Consider the following 26,260-nt stretch of genomic DNA (forward strand, 5'->3'; position numbering starts at 1 on the left):
GCCCGGGGCCGATCAGGGCAGGATCGAGTCCACGTAGCCGCCGTCGACCCGCACCGCTCCCCCGGTGGTGGCCGACGCGAACGGCGAGGCGAGGTAGACCACCAGGTTCGCGATCTCCTCCGGCTCGATCAGCCGCTGCAGCAGCGACTGCGGCCGGTACCTCACCATGAACTCGTGCTGCGCGGCGTCCCAGGGCAGCTCGTCGCCCACCAGCTCGCGGACGAAGTCCTCCACCCCGCCGGTGTGCGTCGGCCCGGCGATGACGGAGTTGACCGTGACCCCGGTACCGGCGGCGTCCTTGGCGAAGCCGCGGCTGACCGCGAGCAGCGAGGTCTTCGTCATCCCGTAGTGGATCATCTCGGCCGGGATCACCACCGCCGAGTCGCTGGCCAGGTTGAGCACCCGGCCCCAACCGCGGCTCTTCATCCCGGGCAGGTAGGCGCGGATCAGCCGGATCGCGGACAGCACGTTGACCTCGAAGTACCGGCGCCACTCGGCGTCGTCGATCGCCAACGGCTCGGCCGAACCGAAGATGCCCAGGTTGTTGACCAGGATGTCGACCGCCGGCGTGGCCGCCACCACCGCCGCGGCGCCCTGCTCGGTGGCGAGGTCGCCGACCGCACCGGTCACGTCGGCGCTGCCGGCTGTGGCCCGTACCGCGGCGACGGCGTCGGCGACCCGCTGCTCGCCGCGGCCGTTGACGACCACCGCGGCGCCCGCCCGCGCCAGGCCGGTGGCGATGGCCTGCCCGATGCCCTGGGTCGACCCGGTGACCAGCGCGGTACGGCCGGAGAGATCGATCTGCATGCCGCGCTCCCCTCGTCGGTGCGCCCGCCCCGGAGCCTATGCCCCGCCCCCGCCGGCCGGGCCGAATCCGCGCGGACGCCCGCCCGGTCAGCCAGTAGCGGGTTTGCGTTCCTCGCCGAGATGGGCAACCTCCTTCCGGTTGCGGCCCACGCGGTCCCGGACGTCGTCGATCGAGCGGATCGCCGGGAATGATCAGGTTGTGCACGAAGCGCCAGTCCCAGATCGTGGCGTCGTCGCCGACGGCATGGACACGAAGGTCGGTCACCGGCCCCGACCCGGGACCGCCCGTTCGGCGGTTCGAGTGCCCCGCAACGGATCGGGGCGGTCGCCGCGGGTGCCGGGCCCCCGCGCCCGCCGGCACCCGCGGCGGCGGCCGATCTCAGCTGCGCTTGGAGATCTTGAGGCTGACCCACTTCCCGATGTACGTGCCGGCACCGGCAAGCGCCGCGCAGGCCGCCGGCCAGGACGACGTCGAGACGTCGTCGAGGACGATCGCGAACACCACGAAGGCGATGATCCAGGCGATGGCGGCGCCGAGCAACGCGCTCGACACCGCCCCGGCGAGTGCGTGGGGGTAGTTCTTCTCGGTCGGCGAGTCGACGTGCGGCGCGGATTTCGTCGTCATGGCTCTCTCTATCCGGTCGACGGGTCCACGACGTCCTGACGGACGTCAACGGGTCCACGACGTCCTGACGGACGTCAACGGGTCCACGACGTCCTGACGGACGTCAACGGGTCCACGACGTCCTGACGGACGTCAACGGGTCCACGACGTCCTGGCGGACCGTCGTACGGCGCCGTCAGGCTGCGGCGTGAACCGCACGAACTGGGTGTGTCTGCAAGAATCCAAACGCGCGCCGCCCGGGGCAAGAACGTCCCGATCCACGACGAGAATGTGGCATCCGAACCTGCGGCCGCTGCGGTGCGGTGGAGGAGCGGGTGACGGCGCGCGAGATCAGGTACCGGATGACCCGGGCCGAGTTCGACGTGGTCAGCGTGTTCGGCGGTCTGCTGGCCACCGAGGTGCCCGGGCCGGTGTTCGTCGCCGTGCTGGCTCATCGCGGCTACTCGGCGAGCAGCGTGCGCAACCAGCTGAGCCGGATGGTCGTGCGTGGCGTGCTCGTGTCCCGGCGGTGCGGGCGGCACACCAACTACCGGCGGGCCGCCCAGATCAACCACCAGTACGAGCGGCTGTCCGGCACCCTCGACGTGCCCGAGTACACGGGCAGTTTCCCGGCACTGATCGTCACGATCCCGGAGTCGGACCGGTCCCACCGCGACCGCGTGGTCTACCTCGCCCGCCTCTGCGGCTACCGTCCGGTGCGGGCCGGCGTGCTCATCGCCCTCGACACCCCGGCCGCGGACCGGCTGCGAGTCGCTCTCGCCGAGGCACGCGTCGACCACGACGGCGTCGACGCGTGCACCCTCGTACCGGCGTCCGACGAGCAGGCGCGGGCCTGGGTACGGCGGGCGTTCGAGCCGGCCGCGGCGGGCGCCGCCGTCGATGCGCTGGCCGCACGGGTCGCGGCGATGGTGGCCGACCCGGATCTGGACCAGGCCCGGTACTTCGACGTGTTCCATGCCCTGTCCGCCCAGACGAGCCGCACGCGGCCGCTGCCGCGCTCGCTCGCGCCCGGCTACGACGCCGACACCCGCCTCGCCGACCTGGCCAGCCGCGTGGTGGACGTGTGGCTCGAACGGTTCGCACCGGCGATGTTCGACGAGGTGGCCGGCTTGCCCGAGGCGGCATCGATCGAATGGGACCAGGCCCGCTGGGCGGCGGTCGGAACGGCCCCACCCGACCTCCGGTAACCGCACCGAACCCGTTCGCGGCCGGCCGCGGCCTGGATTAGGGTGCGCGCATGAAAAGCGCGGAGCTAAGCAGCGAACACGACCTGACCGGCGTGCGGCTGACCACCCCGCGCCTGATCCTGCGGGCGCTGCGCGACGAGGACATCGACGCGGTCACCGAGGCGTGCCAGGACCCCGAGATCCAGCGGTACACGATGGTGCCCTCGCCGTACCGGCGGGCCGACGCCGAGCAGTTCGTGCGCAGGGTGGCCCCGGCCCTGCGGGCGGCGGGCACCGGCGCGCCGTTCGGAGTCTTCACCGCCGACACGGCCACGCTGGTCGGCACGGTCGGGCTGCTGGAGATCGGCGAGCTGGACGAGCCGGCCGGCGGCCGGGCGGGCATCGGCTACTGGACCGCACCGGCGGCGCGGCGGCGCGGGTACACCACCGAGGCGGTCGGCGCAGTGTGTCGCTGGGGATTCCGCGAGCTGGGGCTCGCCGTGATCTCGTGGGAGGCGATCGTCGGCAACGACGGCTCGTGGGAAGTGGCCCGGCGCAACGGTTTCGTCCGCGAGGGAACCCGCCGCGCCCGCCTCCTGCACCGGGGAGTCCGCCGGGATCTCTGGGTCGCCTCCCTGCTGCCCGGCGACCTCGGCGCCCCGGCGTAGTCGGTTCACCGGCCGGCGGATGGCCGAAACGGCCGAGGGACGCGGGCTCGGGTACCCGGCCGCGGTCAGTCGGCGTGGGTGGTGGGCGTCTGCTCGACGAGGGCCGCGGTGGCACGGTCGAGGAACTCGCAGAACCGCGCCTGCTCGTCGGGCGTGAAGCGGTCGGTGAGGGCGCGTTCGAGCACGACCACCTCCTGGTACGCGCGCGCCAGCAGGTCTCTCCCGGCCGGGGTGAGGGACGTGAGCATGACCTTGGCGTGCACCGCCGCCGACCGGCGTTCGACGAGCCCCTTGCGGCGCATCCCGGTCAGGACCGTGGCCATGCTCTGCTGGGTACCTCCGACCGCGCGAGCCAGCTGGGCGCCGGACATGCCGTCCGCACGCGACAGGGTCAGCAGCACCGTGTACTGCGTCATGGTCAGCCCGTAACCACGCAGCACCGCCTCGTGGTGGGCCATCAGTGCCTGTTCGGCTCGCCGGATGCGGGTGCACACGTACTCCTCGATCGGCACGTCGGGCATGTCACAACTCCCTCAGTTGACTCAACTAATTGATACTGGTTAGCTGCCTGAGTATCAGGATACTGAGTCGACACAGGGAGTTGGTCACCATGAAGGCCGTCGTTCTGGACACCGATGACCGGTTTCACCTGACCGAAATGCCCGACCCGATCCCCGGGCCGGGCGAGGTCGCGATCCGGGTCTCCCATGCCGGCGTGCAGTACGGCGACGTGCTGGCGCGCGACGGGCACTTCCCGCTGCCGCGCCCGTTCGTACCGGGATTCGAGGCGGCCGGCGAGATCGTCGCCGTGGGCGACGGCGTGGCCGCCACGCGGGTCGGTGAGCGGGTGGTCGCGCTGATCGACGGCGGCGGGTACGCCGAGATGGTGACCGCACCGGGGGTGCTGACGATCGACGCCACCGGCGTCGATCCGCGTACCGCCGGAGGGTTCGGCTGGGTGACGCCGACCGCCTACGACCTGATCCACACCACCGCCCGGGTACGGACCGGCGACCGGGTGCTGATCCATGCGGCCGCCGGCGGGGTCGGCGCGCTGGCCGGGCAGTTCGCCGCGGCCGCGGGCGCGGCCCGGATCGTCGGCGTCGTCGGCAACGCCGGCCAGGTCGAGCCGGCGCGCGGATTCGGCTACCACGAGGTACTGGTGCGCGATCGGTTCCCCGCGGCGCTGGGCGACGAGAGGTTCGACGTGATCCTCGATCCGATCGGCGGCGCCACCCGAGTCGCGAACCTGGCGCGGCTGGCGCCGCACGGTCGGATCGCGGTCTACGGCAACATCGCCAGCTTCGAACCGATCACCGTGTCGGCCAACGACCTGCTGATGCAGGGCCAGTCCCTGCTGACCTACAACAGCAGCCTGGCCAGCCAGACCCGTCCGGAGCGGTTGGCCGACAGCGCCTCTCGCGCGATGGCACTGGTCGCCGACGGCTCGGTGCGCATCGACGTCACCGCCGAGTACGGCCTCGCCGACGTCGAGACCGCCATCGCCGACCTCGCCGACGGCAGGACCCACGGCAAGGTCGTGGTCCGCGTCGGGTGATCCGGGCCCGGCCCGCCGACCGAGGCGGCCGTCGTCCATGGTCGGCGGGACCCGGCCCGTCGGCCGAGGGCGGCGGCCACGATGCCGCGATCGGCGCCGGGTCAGCCGACCGGGGTGACCGACCCGACCTGCAGCAGGCCGGCCAGCCGGGCGAGCGTCGACGGGACGATCCAGTAGTAGACCCAGGTGCCGCGGCGCTCGCAGTCGATCAGGCCGGCCTGGCGCAGCACCTTCAGGTGGTGCGAGATCGTCGGGCCGCTCACCTCGAACCCGGGCGTCAGCTCGCACACGCAGACCTCGCCCCCGGCGTGCGAGGCGATCCGCGACAGCAACTGCAGCCGGGTCGGGTCGCCGAGGGCCTTGAACGCTCCCGCGGCGTTCACCGCATCGGTCGCCGGGATCGGCTCCTGCGCCAGCGGGGTGCAGCAGCCGGTGTCCTCGGCACCGGTCAGCACCGGGAGCTGTTTCGACATGTTCCTATCTTGACGGATGACGAATCAAGGCGCAAGCTCTGGTTAGACGTTCATCAATCCAGAGAAGGTCGCCATGATCCGTCTCCGCCGCCGCCGCAACGCCCCGCTCCGCGTCGACGAGGCCTGCGGTTGCGCCTGCGACAGCACCTGCCAGGCGCACACCCGGCTCGACCGCGCACACACCCACGCCGTCTCGGTCCTCGGCGGACCCCGCTGATCCGGGCCACGAAGGGATTCACCATGCCCCAGGACCAGAGCACCGGAAACGCGCTCCGCGACGAGGTACGGGCCCGCTACGCCGCGGCCGCCCGCCGCATCACGGCAGCGGCGCCGGCCGCAGGCTGTTGCGGACCGACCGACAGCGCGACCGTGCTGACCACCATCGACGCCAACGCCGACTGCTGCGGCGGCGACTCCTGCGGCACCGCCGAGGCCGACCCGTTCGGCGCCAGCCGGTACGACCAGGCCGACCGCGACCAGCTGCCCGCCGATGCGGTGACCGCCTCGCTGGGCTGCGGCAACCCGCTCGCGGTCGCCGACCTGCACGAGGGCGAGACGGTGCTCGACCTCGGCTCCGGCGGCGGCATCGACGTGCTGCTGTCGGCCAAGCGGGTCGGACCGACCGGCCGCGCGTACGGGCTGGACATGACCGACGACATGCTGACGCTGGCGCGCAGCAACGCGACCGAGGCCGGCGCCACGAACGTGGAGTTCCTCAAGGGCGAGATCGAGCACATCCCGCTGCCGGACGCGACGGTGGACGTGATCATCTCCAACTGCGTGATCAACCTGTCCACCGACAAGCCCGCGGTGCTGGCCGAGGCGTTCCGGGTGCTGCGACCCGGGGGCCGGATCGGCGTCTCCGACGTGGTCGCCGAGGACCGGCTCAGCCCGGCCGAGCGCGCCGACCGCGGCCAGTGGGTCGGCTGCATCGCCGGCGCGCTGTCGGTCACCGAGTACCACGACGGGCTGGCCGCGGCCGGCTTCACCGACATCGAGATCACCCCGACCCAGCAGGCGGCCGACGGCATGCACGCCGCCATCGTCCGAGCAGCCAAGCCGGCCTGAACCGCGGCCGCCGGGCCCGCGCCAGCACGGTCGGTGGCGTGTTCGACGCGATCGCGGAAGCCACGCGGCGCCCCCTCCCCCGACCCGGTCGGTGATCGACCGGGTCAGGCGGGATCGACGACGCGGCGGACGATCCAGGCGTGCTTGCCGACCTGGCGGAGTCGCTCGAACCCCAGCTGTTCCAGCAACTCGACCGTGCCGGAGAACAGGAACCGGCCCGGAGCCACCCGATCCGCGGTGGTCTCCGAGATCGCCTCCACGACGCCGCCGCCGGCGGCGGCGATCTGGTCCAGCGCACCGGTCACCGCAGCCCGCGCGATGCCCTGACCGCGATGCCGCTTGTCGACGAACACGCACGTGATGCGCCAGTCCGGCCGGACCGGCGGATCCTTCTCGTACGCCAGCCGGTTCTTGATCCGGGGCAGTTCCTCGGGGCTGCCCCACTGGCACCAGCCCTGCGCCAGGCCGTCCGCGTCCAGTACGAGGGCCGCGTGCGCCCGGCCGGTGCGTACCCGGTCCTGCTTGGCGGTGCGGAAGTCCAGGCCGGGCTCGGTGCGCTCCGGGTGGAACCCGATGCACCAGCAGCCACCGTAGATGCCGTTGTTGCGCTCGACCAGCTCGGCGAACTGGTCCCACGTGTCGACGTCCAGCGACGCCGCGCAGGACCGCGCCGGACAGGTTGGCGCCGACGAACCGGGCACCACGAAGATCGGTGTGGACGAACCGCGCCCCGTGCAGATCGTCCGGCTGCCCGAAGCTCGCCATGGATGCTCCTTCGCCGGGTGGGGTCGACGCCACCAGGCCCGTGACATCGGCCGGAAGCAGCGATCGTACGGCATGGGGCCCGCCCCGGCGGCCCCGCCGCACCGGGCCGGGCAGCCGTGGGGCTCAGCATCGCCCGGCGGCGGGTCGGGCACCCCGCGGCGAACGGGGCGCGCCGAGGTCGAGGACGGCGGGCAGATCGCGGGTTTGGCCCGTACCGGGGGATCGCCGCGGCGATCCCCCGGTACGGGCCGGCTGGCGTAGCGTCGGTCTCGCGCAGGCGAGGAGGGCAGGTCCGATCAATGAACGATGCCGTCGATTCGACCGAGGGTGATGACCCCACCGCCCGGCAGCGGCGGGTGTGGGACGCCGGCGCCGCGCACTACGACCGGCAGATGGCCTTCTTCGAGAAGATCTGGTTCGGCGGTGGTCGCGGGTGGGTCGGCGAACGCGCCCGCGGCCGGGTGCTGGAAATCGCCCCCGGTACCGGCCGCAATCTGCCGTACTACCGGGCCGACGTGACGCTGACCGGGGTGGAGCTGAGCCCGGCGATGCTCGCCATCGCCCGCCGCCGCGCCGCCGACCTCGGCCTCGACGCCGACCTGCGGGAGGGCGACGCCGAACACCTGCCGCTGCCGGACGCGTCGTTCGACACGGTGGTGTGCGCGCTGGCGTTGTGCTCGATCCCCGACCCGGCTGCCGCGATCGGCGAGATGCGCCGGGTGCTGGTACCGGGTGGGCGACTGCTGCTGGTCGACCACGTGGTCAGCACCTGGCCGCCGATCCGCGCCGCCCAGTGGCTGCTGGAGCGCTGGACGATTCGCAGCGCCGGCGAGTACTTCACCCGCCGGCAGCTGCCGCTGGTCGAGGCCGCCGGGTTCGAGATCGTGGCGGTGGAGCGGCTCAAGGCCGGCAGCATCGAACGCGTCCACGCCAGCAAACCGGGGCCGGCCTGAGCGGGCGCGCTGCCGCTCTCGTCCGCGCTTCGCGGGCGAAAAGCCGGATATCACCGGTTAGTGCGAGCCCGGCGCCGATGGCCGCGCCACCGGTACCACCGGACTTACGCTGGGCCCGCCCCCGGTGACCAGCCGGAAGAGGTCCGCATGCCCGGTACGAACAGCGCGCTTCGCGCTCGGTTGCTCGGCGTCCTGCTGTGCCTGTGCCTCTCGGCCGGCGCCGCGACGGCGACCCGGGCGGGGGCGACTCCCGGTACTGCGCGGTCGCCGGCCGCCATGGCCGGCGGGTCGGTGTCCGACGATCCGGCGAGCTGGACGCCCGACGTGCTCGACGGCTCGGTGTACCAGGTGATCCAGGTCGGTGGGCTGATGTACGCCGCCGGGTCGTTCACCGCCGAGCGCGAGGCCGGCTCCGACCAGGTACGGCGGGTCGGGTCGCTGTTCGCGTTCGACGCCCGTACCGGTGCGATCGACACCTGGTTCCGGCCCCGGCTGGACGGGCCGGTCACCGCGCTCGTCGCCGCGCCGGACGGCCGGTCGCTGTACGTGGCGGGATCGTTCCGGGGCGGCGGGTCGGCCCGCGGGCCGTACCTCGCGCGGGTGGACGCCGGTACCGGCGCCGCCTGGCCCGGCTTCTCGCCGGCGACGCTGGACGGGCCGGTCGCCCGGCTCGTGCTGGCCGGCGGCCGGCTGATCGCGGGCGGCTCGTTCCAGACCGTCGAGGGCCGGCCGCGACCGGCGTTGGCCTCGTTCGACCCGGCCAGCGGCCGGGCCACCGACGATGTCGACCTGCGGTTGGCGGTGCCGCGGCACACCGCCAGCGGCGCCAGCTCGCCGATCAAGGTCACCGCGCTCGCCGTGACGCCCGACCAACGCAGGCTGATCTTCGGTGGTGACTTCGACCGCGTCGCCGGCAAGGCCCGCTACCAGCTCGCCGTCGCCGACCTGGGCACGGACGGCGCCCGGCTCGACCCGTGGTCCACCACCCGCTACCAGCCACAGTGCTCCGACCACTTCCCCACCTACGTCCGCGGCATCGCGGTGGCACCGGCCGGCGGCTGGTTCGTGGTGGCGGCGACCGGTGGCGGCCGGGTCGGCAAGCTGTGCGACGCGGTCGCCCGGTTCGAGCTCGCCGGGAACGGCGACCCGACCTGGGTCAACTGGACCGGCGGCGACACGCTGCTGTCGGCGGCCATCACCGACGCCGCGGTCTATGTCGGCGGGCACCAGCGGTGGCTGGACAACCCGAAGGGCAACAACAGCGCCGGCCCCGGCGCGGTGTCTCGGCCCGGCATCGGCGCGGTGGCCATCTCGGACGGGCGCGCGCTGGCCTGGAACCCCCGCAAGGACCGCGGGATCGGCGTGTTCTGCATCCTCGCCACCGACGCCGGGTTGTGGATCACCAGCGACACCACACACGTGCACGGCGAGTACCACGCCCGGATCGCGTTCTTCCCGGCCCGAAGCGGCCGGGCCGCGACTCAGCCGGACCCGGCCGGGGCGACTTCGGCCGGGACGGATGCGGCGGGGCCGGACGTGACCCGGTCGCGCGTGGCGCGCCGGTAGGCCCCGGGGGTGGTGCCGACGTGCGCGTGGAACCGCCGGCGCAGGTTGACGGCCGAGCGCAGGCCGACCCGGGCCGCCACCGCCTCGATCGGCAGATCGGTACCGGTCAGCAGCGCGCGAGCGCGCGCCAGCCGCCGTGCCAGCAGCCAGGCGCCGGGGCTGGTGTCGAGCTCGTCGGCGAACCGGCGGGCCAGCGTGCGGGCGGAGACGTGCATCTCGGCGGCCAGATCGTCGACCGACAGGTCGGTACCCAGCCGCGCCTCGGCCCAGGCCAGTACTTCGCCGAGGGTGGCCGGGCCCTGCTCCCGAGGCCCCGCGGCGCGGCCCGGTGCCGGCTCGGGTTGCCCGGGCGGCAGCACCATGTCCCGGGCGAGCGCGGCGGCGTACCCGGCGCCGTGGTCGTGACCGACGAGATGCAGGAGCATCTCCAGGCCTGCGCCCGCGCCGCCGCTGGTGGCCACGTCGCCGTGGTCGATGAAGCGGGCGTCCGGCACGACCCGGATCTGCGGGTACCGGCGCTGCAACTGCTCGGCCCGGTCCGGATGGCTGGTGGCCGACCGGCCGTCCAGCAGGCCGGTGGCGGCCAGCACGAACACCCCCGAACACATCGTGACCAGCCGGGCGCCGCGGGCGTGCGCGCGCCGCAGCGCGTCCAGTACCGTCGGCGACGGGGTGGTGGCCACCGGCAGCCAGCCGGGCACGAGCACGGTGTCCGCCGCCGCCAGCGCCGACACGCCATCCGGTACCGACATCGCGTAGCCGGCCGAGGTCTGCACCGGCCCGGGCCGCGGCGTGCACACGGTGAACTCGTAGCGCGCCGGCACGCCCCGGCGTGGCGTGCCGAACACCTCGACCGCGCAGCCCAGCTCGAACGTCGACTGCACCCCACGCACCAGCGCCACCACACGATGCATGGCAGAAAAGTACCCCAGGGTGTCGGGCCGGGTGCTGTCCACGGAGCGTCACCGACGGCACCGTGGAGCCATGCCGTCGGAGAATGCACCGCTCGAGAACAGTCCGCACCCCGAGATCCTGGCCCAGCCGGGCTACACCGCCGTGCACGCCGACCGGACCGCGGACCGCGAGCTGTTCCCCGGTATCCGGCTGCGCACCCTGTGGACCGGGCCGACCGGCGCGCAGGCGCACCTGCTGGAGATGGCGCCCGGTACCTCGTGGCCGCACCGCGACGTGCACGAACCCGGCCCGGAGGAGGTGTACGTGGTCGCCGGCACCTTCCACGACGGCGCCACCGACCACCCGGCCGGTACCTTCCTGCACGCGCCGGCGGGAAGCTGGCACGTGCCCGCCACCACCACCGGCTGCACGCTGTTCCTGTTCTATCCGGAAGGCTGACGCTGCTATCCGGAAGGCTGACGCGCGCCGACCGCCTGGGCTTCCATCCGGATGGCCGACCCGCGCCGCGCGACCGGGGCTCGCGGCTCAGAACGCCGGGAACGCACCGCCGGAGGGGTGGAACGGGTCCCGATCGGCCCGGAACGCCCGCGAGGCGGCGGCCACGGCGCCGGGGCGCAGCTCCTCGACCAGGCCCGCGGCGGCCAGCTCCGCCAGGGTCGTGCCACCGAGGTACGCGGCGCCCAGTTCGGTCGCCGACAGCCGCACCTCGGCACGGTTCCGGGTGGGTTGCCAGTCGACCCGGTCTCCGTCGGCGCACAGCCGGTAGCGGCCGGCGTTCCAGCCACAGAACTCGTCCTCGACCTGGAAGACCACCTCGACCGGGCCCGCGTAGCGGCGCGCGGTCAGCGCCCGGCCGACGTCGACCAGCCGTACCCACAGGTTGTCGACCACGGTCCGGCGCACCGACCGCGGGTCGCGCAGCAGGTGCGGCAGCACCTCGTCGGTCGCCCCCTCGTAGCAGACGTGGTCGTGCCCGTCGAGCTCGATCAGGTACCGCCACAGCGCCGCGTACGAGCCGCGGGTGGTCGCGGCGAGCTCAACCACCCGCACGGTGGCACCGGCGGAGCGGTAGAACACGTAGCCGCGCACCGCGCCCGCGGCGTCGGTGTGCACCGCGAAGCGCAGCGCGGTGCCGCCGCCGCGCACGTGCTCGGCGTCGTACAGCCGGGCGGTCCAGTACTTGTCGGTACGGTCGACCCAGCCGGCGGTGTCCCGGCGCGCCGTGTCGTACACCTTCTCCAGCAGCGGGCGGGCCGCCTCGGCGTCCAGCAGCCGGATGCTGCCGTCGCCGGCCTCGACGTCCGGCCGCAGCGCCATGAACCGGGTGTCGCCCTCCAGCAGCGCCAGGTGGCTCGCGATGCCGTACCCGAACCGGCCGTAGATGGTGGCCTCGGCCGCGTTGAGTGCGGCGACCGGCTCGCCGCCGGACTCGTACAGCTGGGTGAACTGGCGACGCATCATCGCGGTCAGCAGGCCACGCCGGCGGTGCGTGGGCAGCACCGCGACCAGCGTCACGCCGGCCACCGGGACGTACCCGTCGGGTACCGTGAGCAAGCGCCCGTAGATGGACATTCCGCCGATCAGTTGGCCGCCGTCGAAGGCGGCGGTGGTGCGTTCCGGCTCGATCGAGGTCTGCGCGCTGCGCAGCGCGCCGTCGCGCCAGTCCTGCCCGTAGGTGGTGGTGATCATGCGCGCCCACGTCTCGAACTCGTGGGCGTCGATGCTGCGCAGGGGGTAGCTCGTCATGCATCGAGCCTCGCCGCCTAAACACCCGCCCCGCATCGGGCGATCTCGGTATTTCGGAGGTCCCCGGCGGCACCTGGGCGACGCCTGTCCGCACCTCCGACCAACTCGCGCCGCCGCCCGGCGACCCGCCTCCTATGCTGGCGCGGTGGTGGCGCAGCAGGTGGTCAGCCCGGTTCTCGTCGGTCGCGACGAGGCACTGGCGGCGCTGCTGGCGACCCTGGAGACGGCGGTCACCCGCGGTCCGGCGGTGGTGCTGCTCGCCGGCGAGGCGGGCATCGGCAAGTCACGGCTGCTGGCCGAGTTCACCGGTTCGGTGCACACCCGGGTACGGGCGGTGAGCGGTGCCTGCGCGGAGCTGGGCGGCGACGGCCTCGCGTACGCGCCGTTCGTGGCGGTGGTGCGGCGGCTGATCAGCGACGGGCGGGCCGGTCGGCGGCACGAGCTCGCCGAGTGGTTCCCGCAACTCGGTACCGCGGCGCCGGGCCCCGGCGGCAAGCACCGGCTGCACGAGGCGGTGCTGGCGCTGGTCGAGACCGTCGCCGCCGACCAGCCGCTGCTGCTGGCGATCGAGGACCTGCACTGGGCCGACGCCGCCAGCCGCGAACTGTTCGGCTTCCTGGCCCGCAACCTGGTCCAACCGGGCGTCCTGCTCGCGGCGACCTACCGCCCGGCCGACCCCGGCACGGCGCGACTCGCTCCGCTGCTCTCCGAGCTGGCCCGTGGCCGGCACACCACGACGCTGCGGCTGGGCCCGCTCACCGAGGCCCAGGTCGGCCGCCAGCTCGCCGCGATCCTCGGCGCCGCCCCGGATCCGGCCGCGGCGCGGCGGATCCACGAGCGCAGCGACGGCAACCCGCTGTTCGTCGAGGCGCTTGCCCGGGCCGGTGACCGGACCCCGGACAGCCTGCGCGAGCTGCTGCTGTACGGTCCGCGCTCGCTGCCCGCGCCGGCCCGGCGGCTGCTGGGTACCGCGTCGGCGGCCGGCGGCCGGCTCGAGCACCGGCTGCTGGCCCGGGTGGCCGAGCTGGGCCCGGACGACGACCTCGACACGCTGCTGCGCGACCTCGTCGACCGCAGCCTGCTCGTGGTCGCCGGCGACGGGTACGACTTCCGGCACGCGCTGATCCGGCAGGCGGTGTACGAGGACCTGCTGCCCGGCGAGCGCGCCCGGGTGCACGCCCGGTACGCGGAAGCCCTGCGGGACACGGCATCGCTGGCCGAACTGGCCACGCACGCGTACGCCGCCGGCGATGCGGGCACGACGTTGACCGCCGCCTACCGGGGCGCGGTCCGCGCGTACCGCTCCTACGCGTACGCCGAGCAGCAGCACCTGCTCGACCGGGTCCTTCGGGTGTGGGACCGGGTCGACGAGCCGGCCACCCGGCTGGGCGTGGACCGGGTGGACGTGCTCACCGCGGCGGCCGAGGCGGCCATGCTCACCGGCGACTACCCGCAGGGCATCGACCGGGCCACCGAGGGCCTCGCCGCCGTGGACGAACGGGCCGAGCCCGGCCGGGCCGCGCTGCTGCTGGAGTACCGCGGCCGGCTGTCGATCCGGCTCGACGGCACCGGGATCGAGGATCTCGAACACGCGCTCGCGCTGCTACCCGACGACCCGGACAGCGTGCAGCGCGGCCGGATCCTCGGGATGATGGCGATGGGCCGGCCGCTGCGCACCGAGTCCTCGCGCGCCGAGTTCTCCGCCGCGCTGCGGGCCGGGCGCCGCACCGGCGACCCGACGGTGACCGTGCGCGGGCTGCTCGGTGTCGGCGCGATGACCGGCGAGCCGGCTCTGCTGGCCGAGGCGGCAACGCTGGCCGATGGGCTGGACAGCCCCGATCTGGCCCTGACCGTACCGATGTACCAGGCGGCACTGCACACCCGGCTCGGCGATCAGCAGCGTGCCGTCGCGGTGGCCCGGGACGGCATCCGCCGCGCCCGGCGGTTCGGCCTGGCCCGCAGCCGCGGCGCCGAACTCGCCCGGTACGCGGCGCGCGGGCTGATGCTGGCCGGCCGGTGGGCCGAGGCGGACACGGTACTGGCCGAGGCGCTCCGGGAGGATCCGCCCCGCGCGACGCGGCTCGCGCTGCGCATCCTGGCCGGCCGGCTGGCGCTGCTGCGCGGCGAGGTCGCCGCCGCGGACGAGGCGGCGGCGCAGGTCGCCGACATCGACGGGCACGATCTGCTCGGCCTGCTGACCCGCCATCAGTTGCTGTGCGAGGTCGGGGTGGCGCACGGCGAGCTGGACCGGGCCGACCGGTACCTCGATCGGGCGCTGGCCGATCCGGCGCTGACCGTCCACTACGGCAACGACTCCCGGCCGGTGCTGCTCGCCGGTGCGCTGGTGCTGCGGGCCCGGCTCGACCGCGGTGGCCGCGCCGCGGCCGGCGTGGCGGCCCGGCGGGACCGGATCGCCGCGCTCGACGCGGCGATCGAGGTGGACGGGCCGTTCGATGCGGCGCAGCGGATCATGCTGGCCGCGCTGCTGGACGGGCGCGGTTTCGACCGGGCCGTCACGGCCTGGCGCGGCCTGGAGCAGCCGTATGAGCTGGCCGAGGCGCTGTACCGGCACGTCCGGGCCGACCGGCCGGCGGATTCCGCGGCCCACCTGCGGGAGGCGGCGCAACTGGCCGAGCGGCTGGGCGCGACACCGCTCGCGCAGCGGATCGGGCGCCTGGTGGATGCGGCGCCGGCCCGGCACGGCCTGACCGACCGCGAACGCGACGTGCTGGAGCTGCTCGCGGCGGGGCACAGCAACCGGCAGATCGCGCAACGCCTGCACATCTCGCCGAGTACCGCCGGCGTGCACGTCTCGCACATCCTGGCCAAGCTCGGCGCGGCCACCCGTACCGAGGCGGCGGCCATCGCCCACCGCGAGTCGCTGCTCGAGCCCACCGACGGCCCGGCCTGACCTGCCCGAGACCGGCGGCATGCCCGGCACGGGCGCCGTCGCCGGCCGGACCGGCGCGTTTCCGCCGCGCCGGGAAGGGTTGACAACATTCGTGATACCGAACATAGTTCGGTATCACGTACATCGTCGAGAGCCGGTGTGAGGCCGAAATTGACTGACGAGCGCGCCGCCACGGATCGTTCGCGGCGGGACATCCTCAAGTGGTTCGGCGCCGGTGGCGGCGCAGTGGCAGCAACGATGGCCCTGTCCGCCTGCAAGGGCGCACACAGCGACGACTCCGGTGGCACGGGCGCCACCGGAAACTTCCCCAAACCGGGGAAGCGGTGGAAGTTCGTGTTCATCAACCACGTCACCACGAACTCGTTCTTCGCACCGACCCAGAACGGCATCAAGGACGCCGCCGCACTGCTGGGACTGGACTACCAGTGGACCGGCGCCGAGGACGGCAACGTGTCCACCATGGCCACCGCGCTGGAGACGGCGATCTCCGGTGGCGCGGACGGCATCGCGGTGGCGCTGACCGACGACAGCGCGTTCAAGGACGGCTGCAAGAAGGCATTCGCCCAGGGCATCCCGGTGGTCGCCTACAACGCCACGGCCGCCGGCAACTACGCCCTCGCCTACATCGGACAGGACCTGTTCCTGTCCGGGTACAAGATGGGGCAACGGATCCTGTCGCAGGTGCACTCCGGCGAGATCATCGTCGGGATCTCGCAACCCGGCGGCAACAACGTGCAGCCGCGGCTGGACGGCATCAAGAAGGCCATCGCCGACGCCGGCGCGAACGTCACCGTGCACACCGTCAACACCGGCGCCGAGCAGGCCGCCGAGCTGTCGGCGATGGAGGCGGCGTACGCGGGGCGCAAGTCGGCCAAGGGCGTCTACGCGGTCGACGCCGGCAGCACCGCGGGCATCGCGCAGATGGTCAAGAAGCAGGGGCTGAAGGGCAAGTTCCACGCCGGCGGGTACGACACCCTCGACGACACGATCGAGGGCGTGCAGTCCGGCGCGCTGGACTTCACCATCGACCAGTCGGCCTACCTGCAGGGCTTCCTGCCGATGCTCACGCTCTACCTGTACCGGATGTCCGGCACGCTGGTGCACCCGCCGGAGATGGACACCGGCCTGACGTTCGTCACCGCCGAGAACGTCGCGCCGTACACCAAGGCCGCCTCGGTGTACGAGGGCTCGAAGGGCAAGCGGCAGCTGACCATGCCGAAGAGCCTGCCGTTGCCGACGCCGCTGACCGTCACCCAGTCGTGACCCCCGCTGCCTGCCGGCGCCACGCGCCGGCAGGCAGCGCCGAACGCACCCCGTTCCGGAGACCGCCCAGATGACAGAAACCCCCACGAAGTCCACTGTGGACTCATTCGGCCGCGCGGGCCGCGGCAGCGCCGGACGGCTGGTCGTCGACGGCCTGCTGCGCCGCCGGGAACTGAGCATCGCGCTCGTCACGATCGTACTCGCGCTCTACTTCGCTCTGACCACCAACGGCTTCGCGGACAGCTCGAACTACCACATCATCGCGCAGTACTTCGCGCCGTGGGCGATCATCGCGGCCGGCGAGGTGATGCTGCTGATCTGCGGCGAGATCGACCTGTCCGCCGGCTACATGTTCACCCTCTCGCCGTTCGTGCTGGCGGTGCTGCTCAACAACGGGGCACCGCTGATCGTGGCGCTGATCGGTGCGCTGATCGTCTGCGCCTGCGTCGGCATCGCCAACGGGCTGATCGTGACCGTGCTGAAGATGCCGTCGTTCATCACCACGCTGGGCATGTTCTTCCTGCTCTGGGGCGTGGCGCTGCTGCTGTCCGGCGGCTCGCCGGTGCACGCGCCCGAGGGTGGCGCGCTGGTCGCGGTGATCGGCGGCTGGCAGTGGTCGGAGCTGTGCTGGGCGATCGGCATCGTGATCGTGATGCAGGTGGTGCTGTCCGGCACCCGGTTCGGCGTGTACACGTTCGCCGTCGGCGGCAACCCGACGGCGGCGTCCGAGGCCGGCATCCGTACCCGCCGGATCAAGACCGCGTGCTTCGCGCTGACCAGCGTGCTGGCCGGCTTCGCCGGCATCCTCGACGGGGTGCGCGTCGGTTCGTTCGACCCGACCAACGGCGGCGCCAACTACATGTTCCTCGCGGTCGCCTCGGCCGTGATCGGCGGTACCGCGCTGCTCGGCGGCTCGGGCACCGTGGTCGGCGCGCTGATCGGCGCGATCGCGCTGGGCATCGTGCACGAGGGGTTCACCCTGGCCGGCATCAACGCCAACGCGTTCAACGCGGTACTGGGGATCGCGGTACTGGCCGCGATGATGCTCAACATCTACCTCGGCCGGTTCAGCCGGGCCGGCACCTGAGAGGGCGTACACGGTGGACAGCACGAACGACGCGCCCGAGGCGATCCGGGCCGAACACGTCGGCAAGCGGTTCGGCCCGGTCACGGCGCTGCGCGACATCAACCTGTCGGTCCGGCCGGGCGAGATCCTCGGCCTGATCGGCGACAACGGCGCCGGCAAGTCGACGCTGATCAAGATCCTCACCGGCTACCACAAGCCGGACAGCGGCCAGCTGCACGTGCACGGGAAGCCGGTGAGCCTGCGCTCGGTGTCGCACGCCCGGTCGCTCGGCATCGAGACGGTGTTCCAGGACCTCGCGATGATCAACGGCCTGCCGGTCTACCTCAACCTGCACCTCAACACCGAACGGGTGCACCGGCCGATCCCGTTCCTGCGCCGCAAGGAGATGAAGCGCCGGGCCCGGGAATGCCTGGACTCCATCGGCATCGACATCCCGTCGGTCACCACCGAGGTCGGCCGGCTGTCCGGCGGCCAGCGGCAGGCGATCGCGGTCGCCCGCTCGGTGTACTCCAACGCGCGGATCCTGCTGCTGGACGAGCCGTTGGCCGCGATGGGCGCCCGGGAGGGCGGCCTGATCCTGCGGCTGCTGCGCACGCTGAAGGAGCGCGGCGACCTCGCGATCGTGCTGATCGCGCACAACTACACCCAGGTCGTCGACATCTGCGACCGGGTGAACCTGTTGCAGCACGGGCAGATCACGCTGGACAAGCCCACCTCCGAGACCTCGGTGACCGAACTGCTCGACCTGGTCGCCGCCGAGTACCGGGTGCAGTAGGCCCCGGATTGACCGTCACGAACCAGCCGCACCGCTCGCGCCGACGGCGGCCACGCCGGTCACACCCGTCGCGCCGGATCCACCCGTCGCGCCGGGCGTGCCGGCCGGACCGGTCGGGTCGGTCACGCCGGTGGGGGCAGCGGGCGGCCGGCGCGGTGGCCGAGGCGGGCGGACAGGGCGTCGGCGCCGTCGCGGACCACGTCGGTCAGCTTCGCCGCGCTCTCGTCAGTCCAGCGCAGCACCGGCACCGAGATGCTCATCGCCGCGACGACCTCACCCTCGTGATCGCGCACCGGCGCGGCCACGCAGGCCACGGCGTCGTTGGACTCGCACCGCTCGTACGCGATGCCGTTGGCCCGCACGGTGGCCAGGTGCCGGCCGAGCGCGGCGACCGAGGCGATGCTGTGGGGCGTCATCGAGGTCAGCGCGGCGCGGCGGGGATAGCGGGCGGCGAACGCGTCCGCCGGCAGCATGGCGAGCAGCAGCTTGCCCACCGCCGTACAGTGCGCGGGCAGCCGGCGGCCGACCGCGGAGACCATCCGGACCGGCTGGGTGCTGTCGACCTTGGCCACGTAGACGACCTCGGTGCCCTCCAGCACCGCCACGTGCACGGTCTCGTCGCAGCGGGCGGCCACCTCGCTGGCCGCCGCCTGGCCCTCCCGGGCCAGGTCGAGCTGCCCGGCGAACACCCCGCCGAGCTGGAAGACCCGCATGCCCAGCCGGAAGTGGCCGGGCCGGTCCGGCACCGTCGACAGGTAGTGCCGGTCGGTGAGGGTGTGCACCAGCTCGTGCACGGTGGTACGGGGCAGCCCGAGACGCGCGGTGATCTCCGGCGCGGTCAGCGTCTCGCCGTCCAGGAACAGTTCGAGGATGTCCAAGGCCCGGATCACTGCGGGCACCGCTCGCCCCATGCTTCACCCGTGTTTCTGCTGGTCGGTCTGTTCACGATAACCAAGTCACACCCGCGGCCCGCGGCGGCTCGGCTCCTTGACGGGACGACCGCTCAGCCGTTAGCGTCCGATATATCGACTCTCATTCGTGTTATCGAACAAAGGTAGCGCGTCTGTCCGCGGTCGCCGCGACCGCCGCGCGCATGCTCGTAGCGATGCACCCAGGGATGTGACCGTGGAACGTACCCGAGCCTTCCTGCGCTCGATCGACCTGCCGGACAGCGATCCGGGCACGCCGCCGGACAGCCGGAAACGGTTCCCGGACGGCGCCCAGTACCGGGTGGAGATCCCCAGCGTCGAGGGACCCGAGGTACTGGAGGCCGTGCTCGCCGAGGCCGACAAGCGCGGCGTACCGGTACATCGCGTCTCCCAGGGCAGCGGCACCATGCTGCTCACCGACGCCGAGGTCGCGGCGATGGCCTCGACCGCGGCGGCCCGCTCGATCGAGGTCAGCCTGTTCACGCGGCCGCTGGCCGGCTGGGACACCGGAGCCGCCGCGAGCGCCAGCGGCGCCACCGCCCTCGCCACCCAGGCCCGCGGCACCGAGCAACTCGTGTACTGCCTGGAGGATCTGCGCCGGGCCGCCGAACTCGGCATCCGCAGCGTGCTGGTCACCGACCTCGGGGTGCTGCGGGTGGCGGCGCAGATGCGCGCCGCGGGCGAGCTGCCATCCGGGTTCGGGTTCAAGGTCAGCGTCCAGATGGGGCTGTCCAACCCGCCCGCCATCCAGCTCGCCGAGCAGCTCGGCGCAACCACCTACAACGTGCCGACCGACCTGTCGCTGCCCCAGCTGGCCGCGATCCGGGCGGCCGTCGACATCCCGCTGGACATCTACATCGAGTCGCCGGACGATCAGGGCGGCTTCGTCCGGCACTTCGAGATCGCCGAGATCGTGCGGGTCGCGGCGCCGGTCTATCTGAAGTTCGGCCTGCGCAACGCGCCCAACATCTATCCCAGCGGCAGCCACCTGGCCCCGCTGGCGACCGCGCTCGGCGTCGAACGGGTACGGCGGGCCGAGATCGGCCTGGGCCTGCTCGCCCGGTACGCGCCGGACGCGGTAGGTTCCACGCTGCCCGCGGCCGACCTGGCGGTGCCGGAGGTGGTGGCGTAGATGAAGATCAGCGCGATCGACACGTACGTGCTCGGTACCCCGTGGCGCAACCTGACCTACGTGCAGGTCAGCACCGACGAGGGGCTGACCGGGGTGGGCGAGACCCGGATGCTGGGGCACACCCGGGCGCTGCTCGGCTACCTGGCCGAGGCGGCGCCGAAACACGTCCTCGGGCACGACCCGTTCGACATCGAAGCCCTGGTGCAGCGGATGAAGTACCGCGACTTCGGCCGGGCCGGCGAGATCGTCATGTCCGGCATCGCCTGCATCGAGATGGCCTGCTGGGACATCGTCGGCAAGGCGCTGAACCAGCCCGTCTGGCGGCTGCTCGGTGGCCTGGTCAACGACCGGATCAAGGCCTACGCCAACGGCTGGTACACGGTGGAACGCGAGCCGGAGGAGTTCCACGCCGCGGCCCGCCGGGTCGTCGAGCGCGGCTACCGGGCGCTCAAGGTCGACCCGTTCGGCCCGGGCAAGTGGGAGCTGACCCCGGCGGAGCGACGCCGCTCCATCGAACTGGTCGAGGCGGTCCGGGACGCGGTCGGGCCCGACGTCGAACTGCTGGTCGAGATGCACGGCCGGTTCACCGCCGCCGAGGCGGTCCGCATCGCCACCGCACTCGCCCCGTTCGACCCGGCCTGGGTGGAGGAGCCGGTACCGCCGGAGAACCTCGCCGCACTCGCGAGCGTGCACGACAAGGTGACGATCCCGGTCGCCACCGGTGAACGCATCCACGACCGGATCGAGTTCCGCGAGCTGTTCGAGCGCCGCGCCGCCGACGTCATCCAGCCCGACATCGGGCACACCGGCGGCATCGGTGAGGTGCGCAAGCTCGCGGCCACCGCCGAGACCCACTTCATCCAGGTGGCGCCGCACAACGTCGGCGGGCCGGTACTCACCGCGGCCAACCTGCAGCTCGCCACCTGCACGCCCAACTTCAAGATCCAGGAACACTTCAACGACTTCGCCGACGAGTTCGTCAAGGCCGCCGCGCCCGGCGTCCCCGAGGTCGTCGACGGGTACTTCACCGCGCCCACCGCACCGGGCCTCGGGGTGACGCTGAACCCGGAGTTCATCGCCGAGCACCCGCCCACCGAGGCCAACTTCGACCTGTACGCCGAGGGCTGGCAGTACCGGGGCACCCGGTGAGCGCGGGTCCGCGCGGCGTCGGGCGGGTGCCGGATCGGCGGGCCGTGCCCGTAGCCCCGGTCACCGGCCGCTCCGCCGCCGGCACCGTGATTGCCGCCCGCGTGGCGGTGGCGCCGTGAGTACGGTCTGGCTGGATGCGCCGGGCGCGCTGCGGATGGTCGACAGCCAGCCACCCGAGCCGATGGCCGGCGAGGCGGTCGTGCGGGTCGGCTACGCCGGTATCTGCGGCTCGGACCGGGAGATGTTCGCCGGCACCCGGCCCGCGCCGTACGTGCGCTACCCCGTCGTACCCGGGCACGAGTGGTCCGGCACGGTGGCCGCGGTGGGCGCCGGTGTCGACGCGGACCTGGTCGGTCGCAAGGTCGTCGGCGAGGGGTTCCGCAACTGCCAGGTGTGCGCCGCCTGCCGCCGCGGCGACGCCAACCTGTGCGCCGCCCCGTACGCCGAGACCGGGTTCACCGAGCCGGGCGCCTGGTCCGACTGGTTGCGGCTGCCGGCCCGGCTGCTGCACGCCCTGCCGGCCGACGCGGACCTGCGAGCCGCCGCCGGCCTGGAACCCGCCGCCTGCGTCGCCGCGGCCTGCCTGGCCGCGGCGGTGGTACCGGGTGAGCGCGTCGCCGTGGTCGGCGGCGGGATGCTGGGCCTGCTCGCCGTCCAGCTGCTGCGCGCCGCCGGCCCGGCCGAACTGGTCGTCGTGCACCCGACGACGCAGCGCGCCGCGCTGGCGGCCGCGTGCGGCGCGGACGACGTGGTCACCGTCGACGCCGCGACCCGGCTCACCGGCCGGTTCGACGCGGTACTGGAGACGGCCGGCGCTGCCGGCGCCGCGCACCAGGCGGTCACGCTGACCCGGCGCGGTGGCCGGACCGTGCTCGCCGGGCTGCCCAGCGGCGCCGACACGCCGCTGGTACCGGCGGAGCTGGTCACCGCGAAGGCGACGATCCACACCGTGTTCGGCGCCCCGCCGCGGGCCTGGACGCACGCAGTCGCCGCGTTCACCGCCGGCATCCTCGACCCCGGCCGGCTGGTCACCCACGAGCTCGCACTGACCGACGTGGCGGACGCGTTCGGCCTGCTCGCCGAGCGGCGCGACGACGTGCTGAAGGTGCTGCTGCACCCCTGATCCGGTGCCCGCAGCGTGCTGCGGGTAGCCCGCGCGGGCTACCCGCAGCACGCCCTCAGGTGAGCACCCGCGGGCCGACCTTGAAGATGCCCAGCATGTCGTGGATGGCCGGGCCGGTCGACTGGTTCGCCTGGGTCGTCATGAACGACGTCTCGGCGCCCACCCAGCCGCGGAACCGCCCGGCGTCGTCGATGACCTGCAGCGACGGCTTGACGTGCGAATTCTTCTGGTAACAGCTCTGCTTGTGCGTCTTGCCGTCCCACGCCAGGCAGCGGAACCAGTGCTCGGTCGCGTCCCGCCGGTCGCCGCCGAAGTGCGCCAGGTAGTAGTTGACGGTGGCGCTGTGCGCGCTGTCCCCCGGCGGGAACGCCGTGCAGCCGTTACCCGGATCGGACTTGCTGGCCGAGCCCAGGCACCGGCCGTCCGCGCACTGCTGGAACGCGCGCAGGTCGTAGGCGCTCGGGCCGCCGCTGAGCTTGCCGGCCACGATGCCGTTGAACCGATACGCGTACTTGACCCGGTTGGCCGGCTGCATCAGCGTGGCCGCGCTGGCGTTGGCGTCGAGGCTCGCGCTGGACCCGAACGCGTAGCCGGAGGTGGCGGTGTAGCCACGGCCCACGCCGTTCCAGACCAGCTGCACCAGGCTGCCGTCGGTCGACCCGTTCGACTTCTGGATCCGGCCGACCGTCCACTTCTCCTGCACGTACCCGCTGCCGCTGGGCCAGGCGACGGTCAGCGCCGAGCCGCTCAGCGCGTACTTGCCGGCAACGGTCTCGGTCGCTCCGGTCAGGAACCGCTTCATCGTCTGCGCGTAGCACCTCGTCGCGCCGCAGCCCGACGCCAGCACCGGCGTGTCCACCCGGATGTCGCGCTTGTTGGTCTGGTTCCAGCGCCACCACGTGCCGGTGACGGTGCCGTTCGACGGGTGGAAGACGTAGTAGCCCAGGCGCATCCAGTTCGTCGTGGTGTTGGCCTTGAATGAGCCGACACTGACCACGAAGTTCGCCTTGCCGCCGGGCAGGCCCTGCGCGGCCGCACTGGTGCGCTGCGTACCGGTGTCCAGCGGGGCGCGCTGCGCGCCGGCACTGGCCGGCAGCAGCGCGACCCCGACAAGCACCGCGGCTGCCCCGGCGACGACCCCGGCGACCGCCCTGGTCCGCCGGCTGATCGCTGTCCTCATCTGCCCAACCCCTCCCAGCGCGGACATTCCACGCACCGATGTGACGCACAGGGTCGCATACCGATGCTCGTGTCGTGGCGGGCGCGCGCCAGACGCCGACCGGGCTGTCGGCGACCGTTCACCGGCCTGTGCGTCCATGCCGCCGGCCGCCGCAGGTGTCAGGTCGTCCAGTGGCGGAGTTTGTCGGGGTTGCGGATGACCCAGATGTGCCGGATCCGGTCGTCGACCACGTCGAACGCGAACACCGTGACGGTGACGCCGTCCCGGTCGACGACCAGGCCGGGCGCCCCGTTGACGGTACGTTCGTGCAGCGTGGTGCCGTGATCCTTGCGGCGGGCGAGCCCGATCCAGGCGCGGGCGATCCGGTCACCGCCCTCGATCGGGTCCCGGAACGTGACCGCGTTGCCGCCGCTGTCGGCGATCGCCACCGCATCCGGATCGAGCAGGCCGACCAGCGCATCGATGTCCTGCGCCTCCCACGCCTGCCGGAAGCTGCGGACCACCTCGGCGTGCCGGGCGGCCGGTGCCGGCGTGGCGCGCGCGCTCACCAGCCGGTGCCGGGCGGAGGAGGCCAGCTTGCGGCAGGCGGCCGGGCTGCGGCCGACGATGTCGGCCACCTCGACGAACGAGTAGCGGAACACGTCGTGCAGGATGAACGCGACCCGCTCCGCCGGCGTCATCGCGTCGAGAACGACGAGGAACGCCATGTTCACCGACTCGTCCAGGCTGACCCGATCGGCCGGATCGAGCGCGCCGTCGGGTGTGCCCAGCACCGCGTCGGGCAACGGTTCGGGGATCCATTCGCCGACGTAGCGTTCCCGCCGCATCCGGGCCGAGCCGAGCAGGTTGAGGCAGATCCGGCTGGCGACGGTGGTCAGCCAGGCGCCGGGCGAGTCGATCGCGGCGCGCTCCGCGGCCGCCAGCGCGTACCAGCGGGCATACGTCTCCTGCACCACGTCCTCGGCCTCGGCCAGCGACCCGAGCAGCCGGTACGCCACGTTGATCAGCTGGCGCCGCTCGGCCATCACCGCGTCCAGGCTCGGATCGCCGCCCGGCTCGCCTTCGCCGCTCACTCCGTCACCCTCCCCGCCTCTCACCCGGTACGACCGGACAGCCGGCCGAAGTGTGAGGTGGCGCGCGTCGGCCTCACATCCGGCGGGCCTGTCTTGTCGGACCGGTGGCGGTGAACCTGCCACCCACGATCGACCAGCAATCCGGAGACGACATGACGATTCCGACATCGACCACCTCGTTCGCCGAACCGGCCACGGCGCAACGGCTGGAGCGGGCGGCCGCGGCGCTGCGCGCGCACGGCTTCTCGGTGGAGATCCTCGACACCCTGGCCGAGGCGCGTACCCGGGTCCCGGACCTGATCCCGGCCGGCGCGAGCGTGTTCACCGGGGCCAGCGAGACGCTGCGGCTGTCCGGCATCGAGGACGACATCAACGCCAGCGGCCGTTACGACGCGCTCAAGCCACGAGGGTTGGCGATGGACCGCGCCACCGAGGCCGATGCGATCCGGCGGATGTTCGCGTCCCCCGACGTCGAGATCGGCAGCGTCGCCGCGGTCACCGAGACCGGCTCGGTGGTGATCGCGTCCGGCAGCGGCTCCCAGCTGCCCGGCTACGCCGGCGGCGCGGCCCGGGCGATCTGGATCGTCGGCGCGCAGAAGGTGGTACCGGATCTGCCGTCGGCGCTGCGCCGGGTCGAGGAGCACTGCCTGCCGCTGGAGAACGAGCGCGCGATGCGGGTCTACGGCATGCCGAGCGCGATCACCCGGCTGCTCGTGCTCAACGCCGAGTACCAGCCCGAGCGCGGCACCGTGCTGCTGCTGCGCGAGGCCGTCGGGTTCTGAACCGCGGTGGGCCGGCACGGGCCGGTCAGCGCGCGTCCTGCGGGTACCAGCGCAGCTCGATCGTGTTGCCGTCCGGGTCCCGGACGTAGATCGACTGCGCGTCCCCGCGCGCGCCGTACCGGCCGACCGGGCCCTCCAGCACGGTGAACGTGCCGGAGTCGATGATCTCCTCCCAGTCCACCGGATCCACCACCAGGCAGAAGTGGTCCACATTGGACTCCGTCCGGGGGCGGTGCAGCAGGTCGATGATCGTGCTCTCGTTGACCCGCACGGACGGGAATGGCACCTCGCCGCGCCGCCACTCCGCCACCCGCACCGGCGCCAACCCCAGCGGTCCGCAGTAGAACGCCAGCGACCGCTCGACGTCGCCGACGTTGAGTACCAGATGGTCGAACGCCTTCACCCGCATCGACTGCCCCCTTCGTCGCGATCCACGGATCGTAGGCCACTGGGCCCTCCTCGTCGGTGGTGTCCTGCGAGAAGCATCCTCCCGGCGGTGCGCGCCGAGCGGCAGAGTGCCGGCACCCAGATCCCGGCTGAGCACCC

General features: G+C 73.0%; 26 protein-coding genes and 1 pseudogene. 15 read left to right on the forward strand and 12 right to left on the reverse strand.

The features are described from left to right. Nucleotides 1-12 precede the first annotated feature (12 nt). Together Asera_RS28590 and Asera_RS28595 are read right to left on the reverse strand one after the other, a co-directional pair. Nucleotides 13-807 carry an SDR family NAD(P)-dependent oxidoreductase gene (locus Asera_RS28590; protein ID WP_030444075.1) on the reverse strand — a complete coding sequence of 265 codons (795 nt, stop codon included), beginning with the start codon at nucleotides 805-807 and terminating at the stop codon, nucleotides 13-15. 379 nt (nucleotides 808-1,186) lie between these two features. Continuing rightward, nucleotides 1,187-1,432 carry a hypothetical protein gene (locus Asera_RS28595; RefSeq protein ID WP_212804749.1) on the reverse strand — a complete coding sequence of 82 codons (246 nt, stop codon included), beginning with the start codon at nucleotides 1,430-1,432 and terminating at the stop codon, nucleotides 1,187-1,189. Nucleotides 1,433-1,746: 314 nt separating this feature from the next. On the opposite strand from Asera_RS28595, the gene Asera_RS28600 reads away from it, so the two are divergent. Continuing rightward, nucleotides 1,747-2,619, forward strand: coding sequence for a hypothetical protein (locus tag Asera_RS28600; RefSeq protein ID WP_157034581.1), 873 nt, complete (start codon nucleotides 1,747-1,749; stop codon nucleotides 2,617-2,619). A gap of 50 nt (nucleotides 2,620-2,669) precedes the next feature. Continuing rightward, on the forward strand, nucleotides 2,670-3,266 hold the full coding sequence (locus Asera_RS28605; protein ID WP_051801410.1) for a GNAT family N-acetyltransferase: 597 nt from the start codon (nucleotides 2,670-2,672) through the stop codon (nucleotides 3,264-3,266). Nucleotides 3,267-3,331: 65 nt separating this feature from the next. Here the strand turns inward: Asera_RS28605 and Asera_RS28610 are convergent, their stop codons facing one another. Beyond that, on the reverse strand, nucleotides 3,332-3,787 hold the full coding sequence (locus Asera_RS28610) for a MarR family winged helix-turn-helix transcriptional regulator (protein WP_030444072.1): 456 nt from the start codon (nucleotides 3,785-3,787) through the stop codon (nucleotides 3,332-3,334). A gap of 89 nt (nucleotides 3,788-3,876) precedes the next feature. Between Asera_RS28610 and Asera_RS28615 the strand changes: the two genes are divergently transcribed. After that, on the forward strand, nucleotides 3,877-4,824 hold the full coding sequence (locus Asera_RS28615; protein WP_030444071.1) for a quinone oxidoreductase family protein: 948 nt from the start codon (nucleotides 3,877-3,879) through the stop codon (nucleotides 4,822-4,824). A gap of 101 nt (nucleotides 4,825-4,925) precedes the next feature. Here the strand turns inward: Asera_RS28615 and Asera_RS28620 are convergent, their stop codons facing one another. Then, entirely contained in the window at nucleotides 4,926-5,297 is a 372-nt protein-coding gene (locus tag Asera_RS28620) for an ArsR/SmtB family transcription factor (protein ID WP_030444070.1), read from the reverse strand. A gap of 240 nt (nucleotides 5,298-5,537) precedes the next feature. On the opposite strand from Asera_RS28620, the gene arsM reads away from it, so the two are divergent. Then, nucleotides 5,538-6,365, forward strand: a complete 828-nt coding sequence (arsM, locus tag Asera_RS28625; RefSeq protein ID WP_030444069.1) for an arsenite methyltransferase — start codon at nucleotides 5,538-5,540, stop codon at nucleotides 6,363-6,365. Nucleotides 6,366-6,469: 104 nt separating this feature from the next. On the opposite strand, the gene Asera_RS28630 is transcribed toward arsM, so the two are convergent. Together Asera_RS28630 and Asera_RS34070 are read right to left on the reverse strand one after the other, a co-directional pair. Then, nucleotides 6,470-7,069 carry a GNAT family N-acetyltransferase gene (locus tag Asera_RS28630; RefSeq protein ID WP_425305962.1) on the reverse strand — a complete coding sequence of 200 codons (600 nt, stop codon included), beginning with the start codon at nucleotides 7,067-7,069 and terminating at the stop codon, nucleotides 6,470-6,472. After that, nucleotides 7,059-7,130, reverse strand: a pseudogene (locus Asera_RS34070) (hypothetical protein); the annotation flags it as partial. The gene Asera_RS28630 and the pseudogene Asera_RS34070, both read right to left, overlap by 11 nt. Nucleotides 7,131-7,429: 299 nt before the next feature. On the opposite strand from Asera_RS34070, the gene Asera_RS28640 reads away from it, so the two are divergent. Further along, a complete protein-coding gene (locus Asera_RS28640) occupies nucleotides 7,430-8,083 on the forward strand; it encodes a class I SAM-dependent methyltransferase (RefSeq protein WP_051801407.1) in 654 nt (217 codons plus the stop codon). A 147-nt stretch (nucleotides 8,084-8,230) separates the two neighbouring features. Continuing rightward, nucleotides 8,231-9,649: a hypothetical protein gene (locus Asera_RS28645; protein ID WP_211255434.1), complete on the forward strand. Its 1,419-nt coding sequence runs from the start codon at nucleotides 8,231-8,233 to the stop codon at nucleotides 9,647-9,649. Here the strand turns inward: Asera_RS28645 and Asera_RS28650 are convergent. Next, nucleotides 9,565-10,563, reverse strand: coding sequence for a GlxA family transcriptional regulator (locus Asera_RS28650; RefSeq protein ID WP_051801405.1), 999 nt, complete (start codon nucleotides 10,561-10,563; stop codon nucleotides 9,565-9,567). The two genes, Asera_RS28645 and Asera_RS28650, sit on opposite strands and share 85 nt — an antisense overlap. A 70-nt stretch (nucleotides 10,564-10,633) precedes the next feature. Between Asera_RS28650 and Asera_RS28655 the strand changes: the two genes are divergently transcribed. Further along, entirely contained in the window at nucleotides 10,634-11,002 is a 369-nt protein-coding gene (locus tag Asera_RS28655) for a cupin domain-containing protein (RefSeq protein WP_051801403.1), read from the forward strand. Nucleotides 11,003-11,089: 87 nt separating this feature from the next. On the opposite strand, the gene Asera_RS28660 is transcribed toward Asera_RS28655, so the two are convergent. After that, nucleotides 11,090-12,310 (reverse strand): GNAT family N-acetyltransferase, encoded by a 1,221-nt coding sequence (locus tag Asera_RS28660; RefSeq protein ID WP_030444063.1) that lies wholly within the window; start codon nucleotides 12,308-12,310, stop codon nucleotides 11,090-11,092. 145 nt (nucleotides 12,311-12,455) lie between these two features. Here Asera_RS28660 and Asera_RS28665 point away from each other — a divergent pair, with 145 nt between their 5' ends. The 4 genes from Asera_RS28665 (at nucleotide 12,456) to Asera_RS28680 (ending at nucleotide 18,346) form a co-directional block, all read left to right on the forward strand. After that, nucleotides 12,456-15,221 (forward strand): ATP-binding protein, encoded by a 2,766-nt coding sequence (locus Asera_RS28665; RefSeq protein ID WP_030444062.1) that lies wholly within the window; start codon nucleotides 12,456-12,458, stop codon nucleotides 15,219-15,221. A gap of 225 nt (nucleotides 15,222-15,446) precedes the next feature. After that, the gene (locus tag Asera_RS28670; protein WP_211255433.1) at nucleotides 15,447-16,484 is read left to right on the forward strand and encodes a sugar ABC transporter substrate-binding protein; all 1,038 of its coding nucleotides are present in this window, start codon (nucleotides 15,447-15,449) and stop codon (nucleotides 16,482-16,484) included. A 70-nt stretch (nucleotides 16,485-16,554) separates the two neighbouring features. Next, a complete protein-coding gene (locus Asera_RS28675) occupies nucleotides 16,555-17,571 on the forward strand; it encodes an ABC transporter permease (RefSeq protein WP_084130829.1) in 1,017 nt (338 codons plus the stop codon). A 13-nt stretch (nucleotides 17,572-17,584) separates the two neighbouring features. Next, a complete protein-coding gene (locus Asera_RS28680) occupies nucleotides 17,585-18,346 on the forward strand; it encodes an ATP-binding cassette domain-containing protein (protein WP_030444059.1) in 762 nt (253 codons plus the stop codon). Between the two features lie 122 nt (nucleotides 18,347-18,468). Here the strand turns inward: Asera_RS28680 and Asera_RS28685 are convergent, their stop codons facing one another. Further along, a complete protein-coding gene (locus tag Asera_RS28685; RefSeq protein ID WP_244844063.1) occupies nucleotides 18,469-19,236 on the reverse strand; it encodes an IclR family transcriptional regulator in 768 nt (255 codons plus the stop codon). A 235-nt stretch (nucleotides 19,237-19,471) separates the two neighbouring features. Between Asera_RS28685 and Asera_RS28690 the strand changes: the two genes are divergently transcribed. The 3 genes from Asera_RS28690 (at nucleotide 19,472) to Asera_RS28700 (ending at nucleotide 22,679) form a co-directional block, all read left to right on the forward strand. Then, a complete protein-coding gene (locus Asera_RS28690) occupies nucleotides 19,472-20,407 on the forward strand; it encodes a U32 family peptidase (RefSeq protein WP_030444057.1) in 936 nt (311 codons plus the stop codon). Next, complete coding sequence (locus Asera_RS28695) at nucleotides 20,408-21,556, forward strand: mandelate racemase/muconate lactonizing enzyme family protein (protein ID WP_030444056.1); 1,149 nt, start codon at nucleotides 20,408-20,410, stop codon at nucleotides 21,554-21,556. 115 nt (nucleotides 21,557-21,671) lie between these two features. Beyond that, nucleotides 21,672-22,679 carry a zinc-dependent alcohol dehydrogenase gene (locus Asera_RS28700; RefSeq protein WP_030444055.1) on the forward strand — a complete coding sequence of 336 codons (1,008 nt, stop codon included), beginning with the start codon at nucleotides 21,672-21,674 and terminating at the stop codon, nucleotides 22,677-22,679. A 55-nt stretch (nucleotides 22,680-22,734) separates the two neighbouring features. On the opposite strand, the gene Asera_RS28705 is transcribed toward Asera_RS28700, so the two are convergent. Continuing rightward, nucleotides 22,735-23,859 (reverse strand): hypothetical protein, encoded by a 1,125-nt coding sequence (locus Asera_RS28705; protein WP_030444054.1) that lies wholly within the window; start codon nucleotides 23,857-23,859, stop codon nucleotides 22,735-22,737. Between the two features lie 158 nt (nucleotides 23,860-24,017). Continuing rightward, nucleotides 24,018-24,932, reverse strand: a complete 915-nt coding sequence (sigJ, locus tag Asera_RS28710) for an RNA polymerase sigma factor SigJ (RefSeq protein ID WP_030444053.1) — start codon at nucleotides 24,930-24,932, stop codon at nucleotides 24,018-24,020. Nucleotides 24,933-25,084: 152 nt separating this feature from the next. Between sigJ and Asera_RS28715 the strand changes: the two genes are divergently transcribed. Beyond that, nucleotides 25,085-25,714 carry an LUD domain-containing protein gene (locus tag Asera_RS28715; protein ID WP_030444052.1) on the forward strand — a complete coding sequence of 210 codons (630 nt, stop codon included), beginning with the start codon at nucleotides 25,085-25,087 and terminating at the stop codon, nucleotides 25,712-25,714. Nucleotides 25,715-25,739: 25 nt separating this feature from the next. On the opposite strand, the gene Asera_RS28720 is transcribed toward Asera_RS28715, so the two are convergent. Beyond that, a complete protein-coding gene (locus Asera_RS28720; protein ID WP_030444051.1) occupies nucleotides 25,740-26,123 on the reverse strand; it encodes a VOC family protein in 384 nt (127 codons plus the stop codon). Nucleotides 26,124-26,260: the final 137 nt, after the last annotated feature.

It is taken from the genome of Actinocatenispora sera (genome assembly GCF_018324685.1).
GTDB classification, from domain to species: Bacteria; Actinomycetota; Actinomycetes; order Mycobacteriales; family Micromonosporaceae; genus Actinocatenispora; species Actinocatenispora sera.

Bases quoted from the DNA above. Each gene is read 5' to 3' on its own strand.
- Asera_RS28590 (WP_030444075.1), bottom strand. From the start codon at position 807: ATGCAGATCGATCTCTCCGGCCGTACCGCGCTGGTCACCGGGTCGACC.
- Asera_RS28595 (WP_212804749.1), bottom strand. From the start codon at position 1,432: ATGACGACGAAATCCGCGCCGCACGTCGACTCGCCGACCGAGAAGAAC.
- Asera_RS28605 (WP_051801410.1), top strand. From the start codon at position 2,670: ATGAAAAGCGCGGAGCTAAGCAGCGAACACGACCTGACCGGCGTGCGG.
- Asera_RS28610 (WP_030444072.1), bottom strand. From the start codon at position 3,787: ATGCCCGACGTGCCGATCGAGGAGTACGTGTGCACCCGCATCCGGCGA.
- Asera_RS28615 (WP_030444071.1), top strand. From the start codon at position 3,877: ATGAAGGCCGTCGTTCTGGACACCGATGACCGGTTTCACCTGACCGAA.
- Asera_RS28620 (WP_030444070.1), bottom strand. From the start codon at position 5,297: ATGTCGAAACAGCTCCCGGTGCTGACCGGTGCCGAGGACACCGGCTGC.
- arsM (WP_030444069.1), top strand. From the start codon at position 5,538: ATGCCCCAGGACCAGAGCACCGGAAACGCGCTCCGCGACGAGGTACGG.
- Asera_RS28640 (WP_051801407.1), top strand. From the start codon at position 7,430: ATGAACGATGCCGTCGATTCGACCGAGGGTGATGACCCCACCGCCCGG.
- Asera_RS28645 (WP_211255434.1), top strand. From the start codon at position 8,231: ATGCCCGGTACGAACAGCGCGCTTCGCGCTCGGTTGCTCGGCGTCCTG.
- Asera_RS28650 (WP_051801405.1), bottom strand. From the start codon at position 10,563: ATGCATCGTGTGGTGGCGCTGGTGCGTGGGGTGCAGTCGACGTTCGAG.
- Asera_RS28655 (WP_051801403.1), top strand. From the start codon at position 10,634: ATGCCGTCGGAGAATGCACCGCTCGAGAACAGTCCGCACCCCGAGATC.
- Asera_RS28660 (WP_030444063.1), bottom strand. From the start codon at position 12,310: ATGACGAGCTACCCCCTGCGCAGCATCGACGCCCACGAGTTCGAGACG.
- Asera_RS28675 (WP_084130829.1), top strand. From the start codon at position 16,555: ATGACAGAAACCCCCACGAAGTCCACTGTGGACTCATTCGGCCGCGCG.
- Asera_RS28695 (WP_030444056.1), top strand. From the start codon at position 20,408: ATGAAGATCAGCGCGATCGACACGTACGTGCTCGGTACCCCGTGGCGC.
- Asera_RS28705 (WP_030444054.1), bottom strand. From the start codon at position 23,859: ATGAGGACAGCGATCAGCCGGCGGACCAGGGCGGTCGCCGGGGTCGTC.
- Asera_RS28715 (WP_030444052.1), top strand. From the start codon at position 25,085: ATGACGATTCCGACATCGACCACCTCGTTCGCCGAACCGGCCACGGCG.
- Asera_RS28720 (WP_030444051.1), bottom strand. From the start codon at position 26,123: ATGCGGGTGAAGGCGTTCGACCATCTGGTACTCAACGTCGGCGACGTC.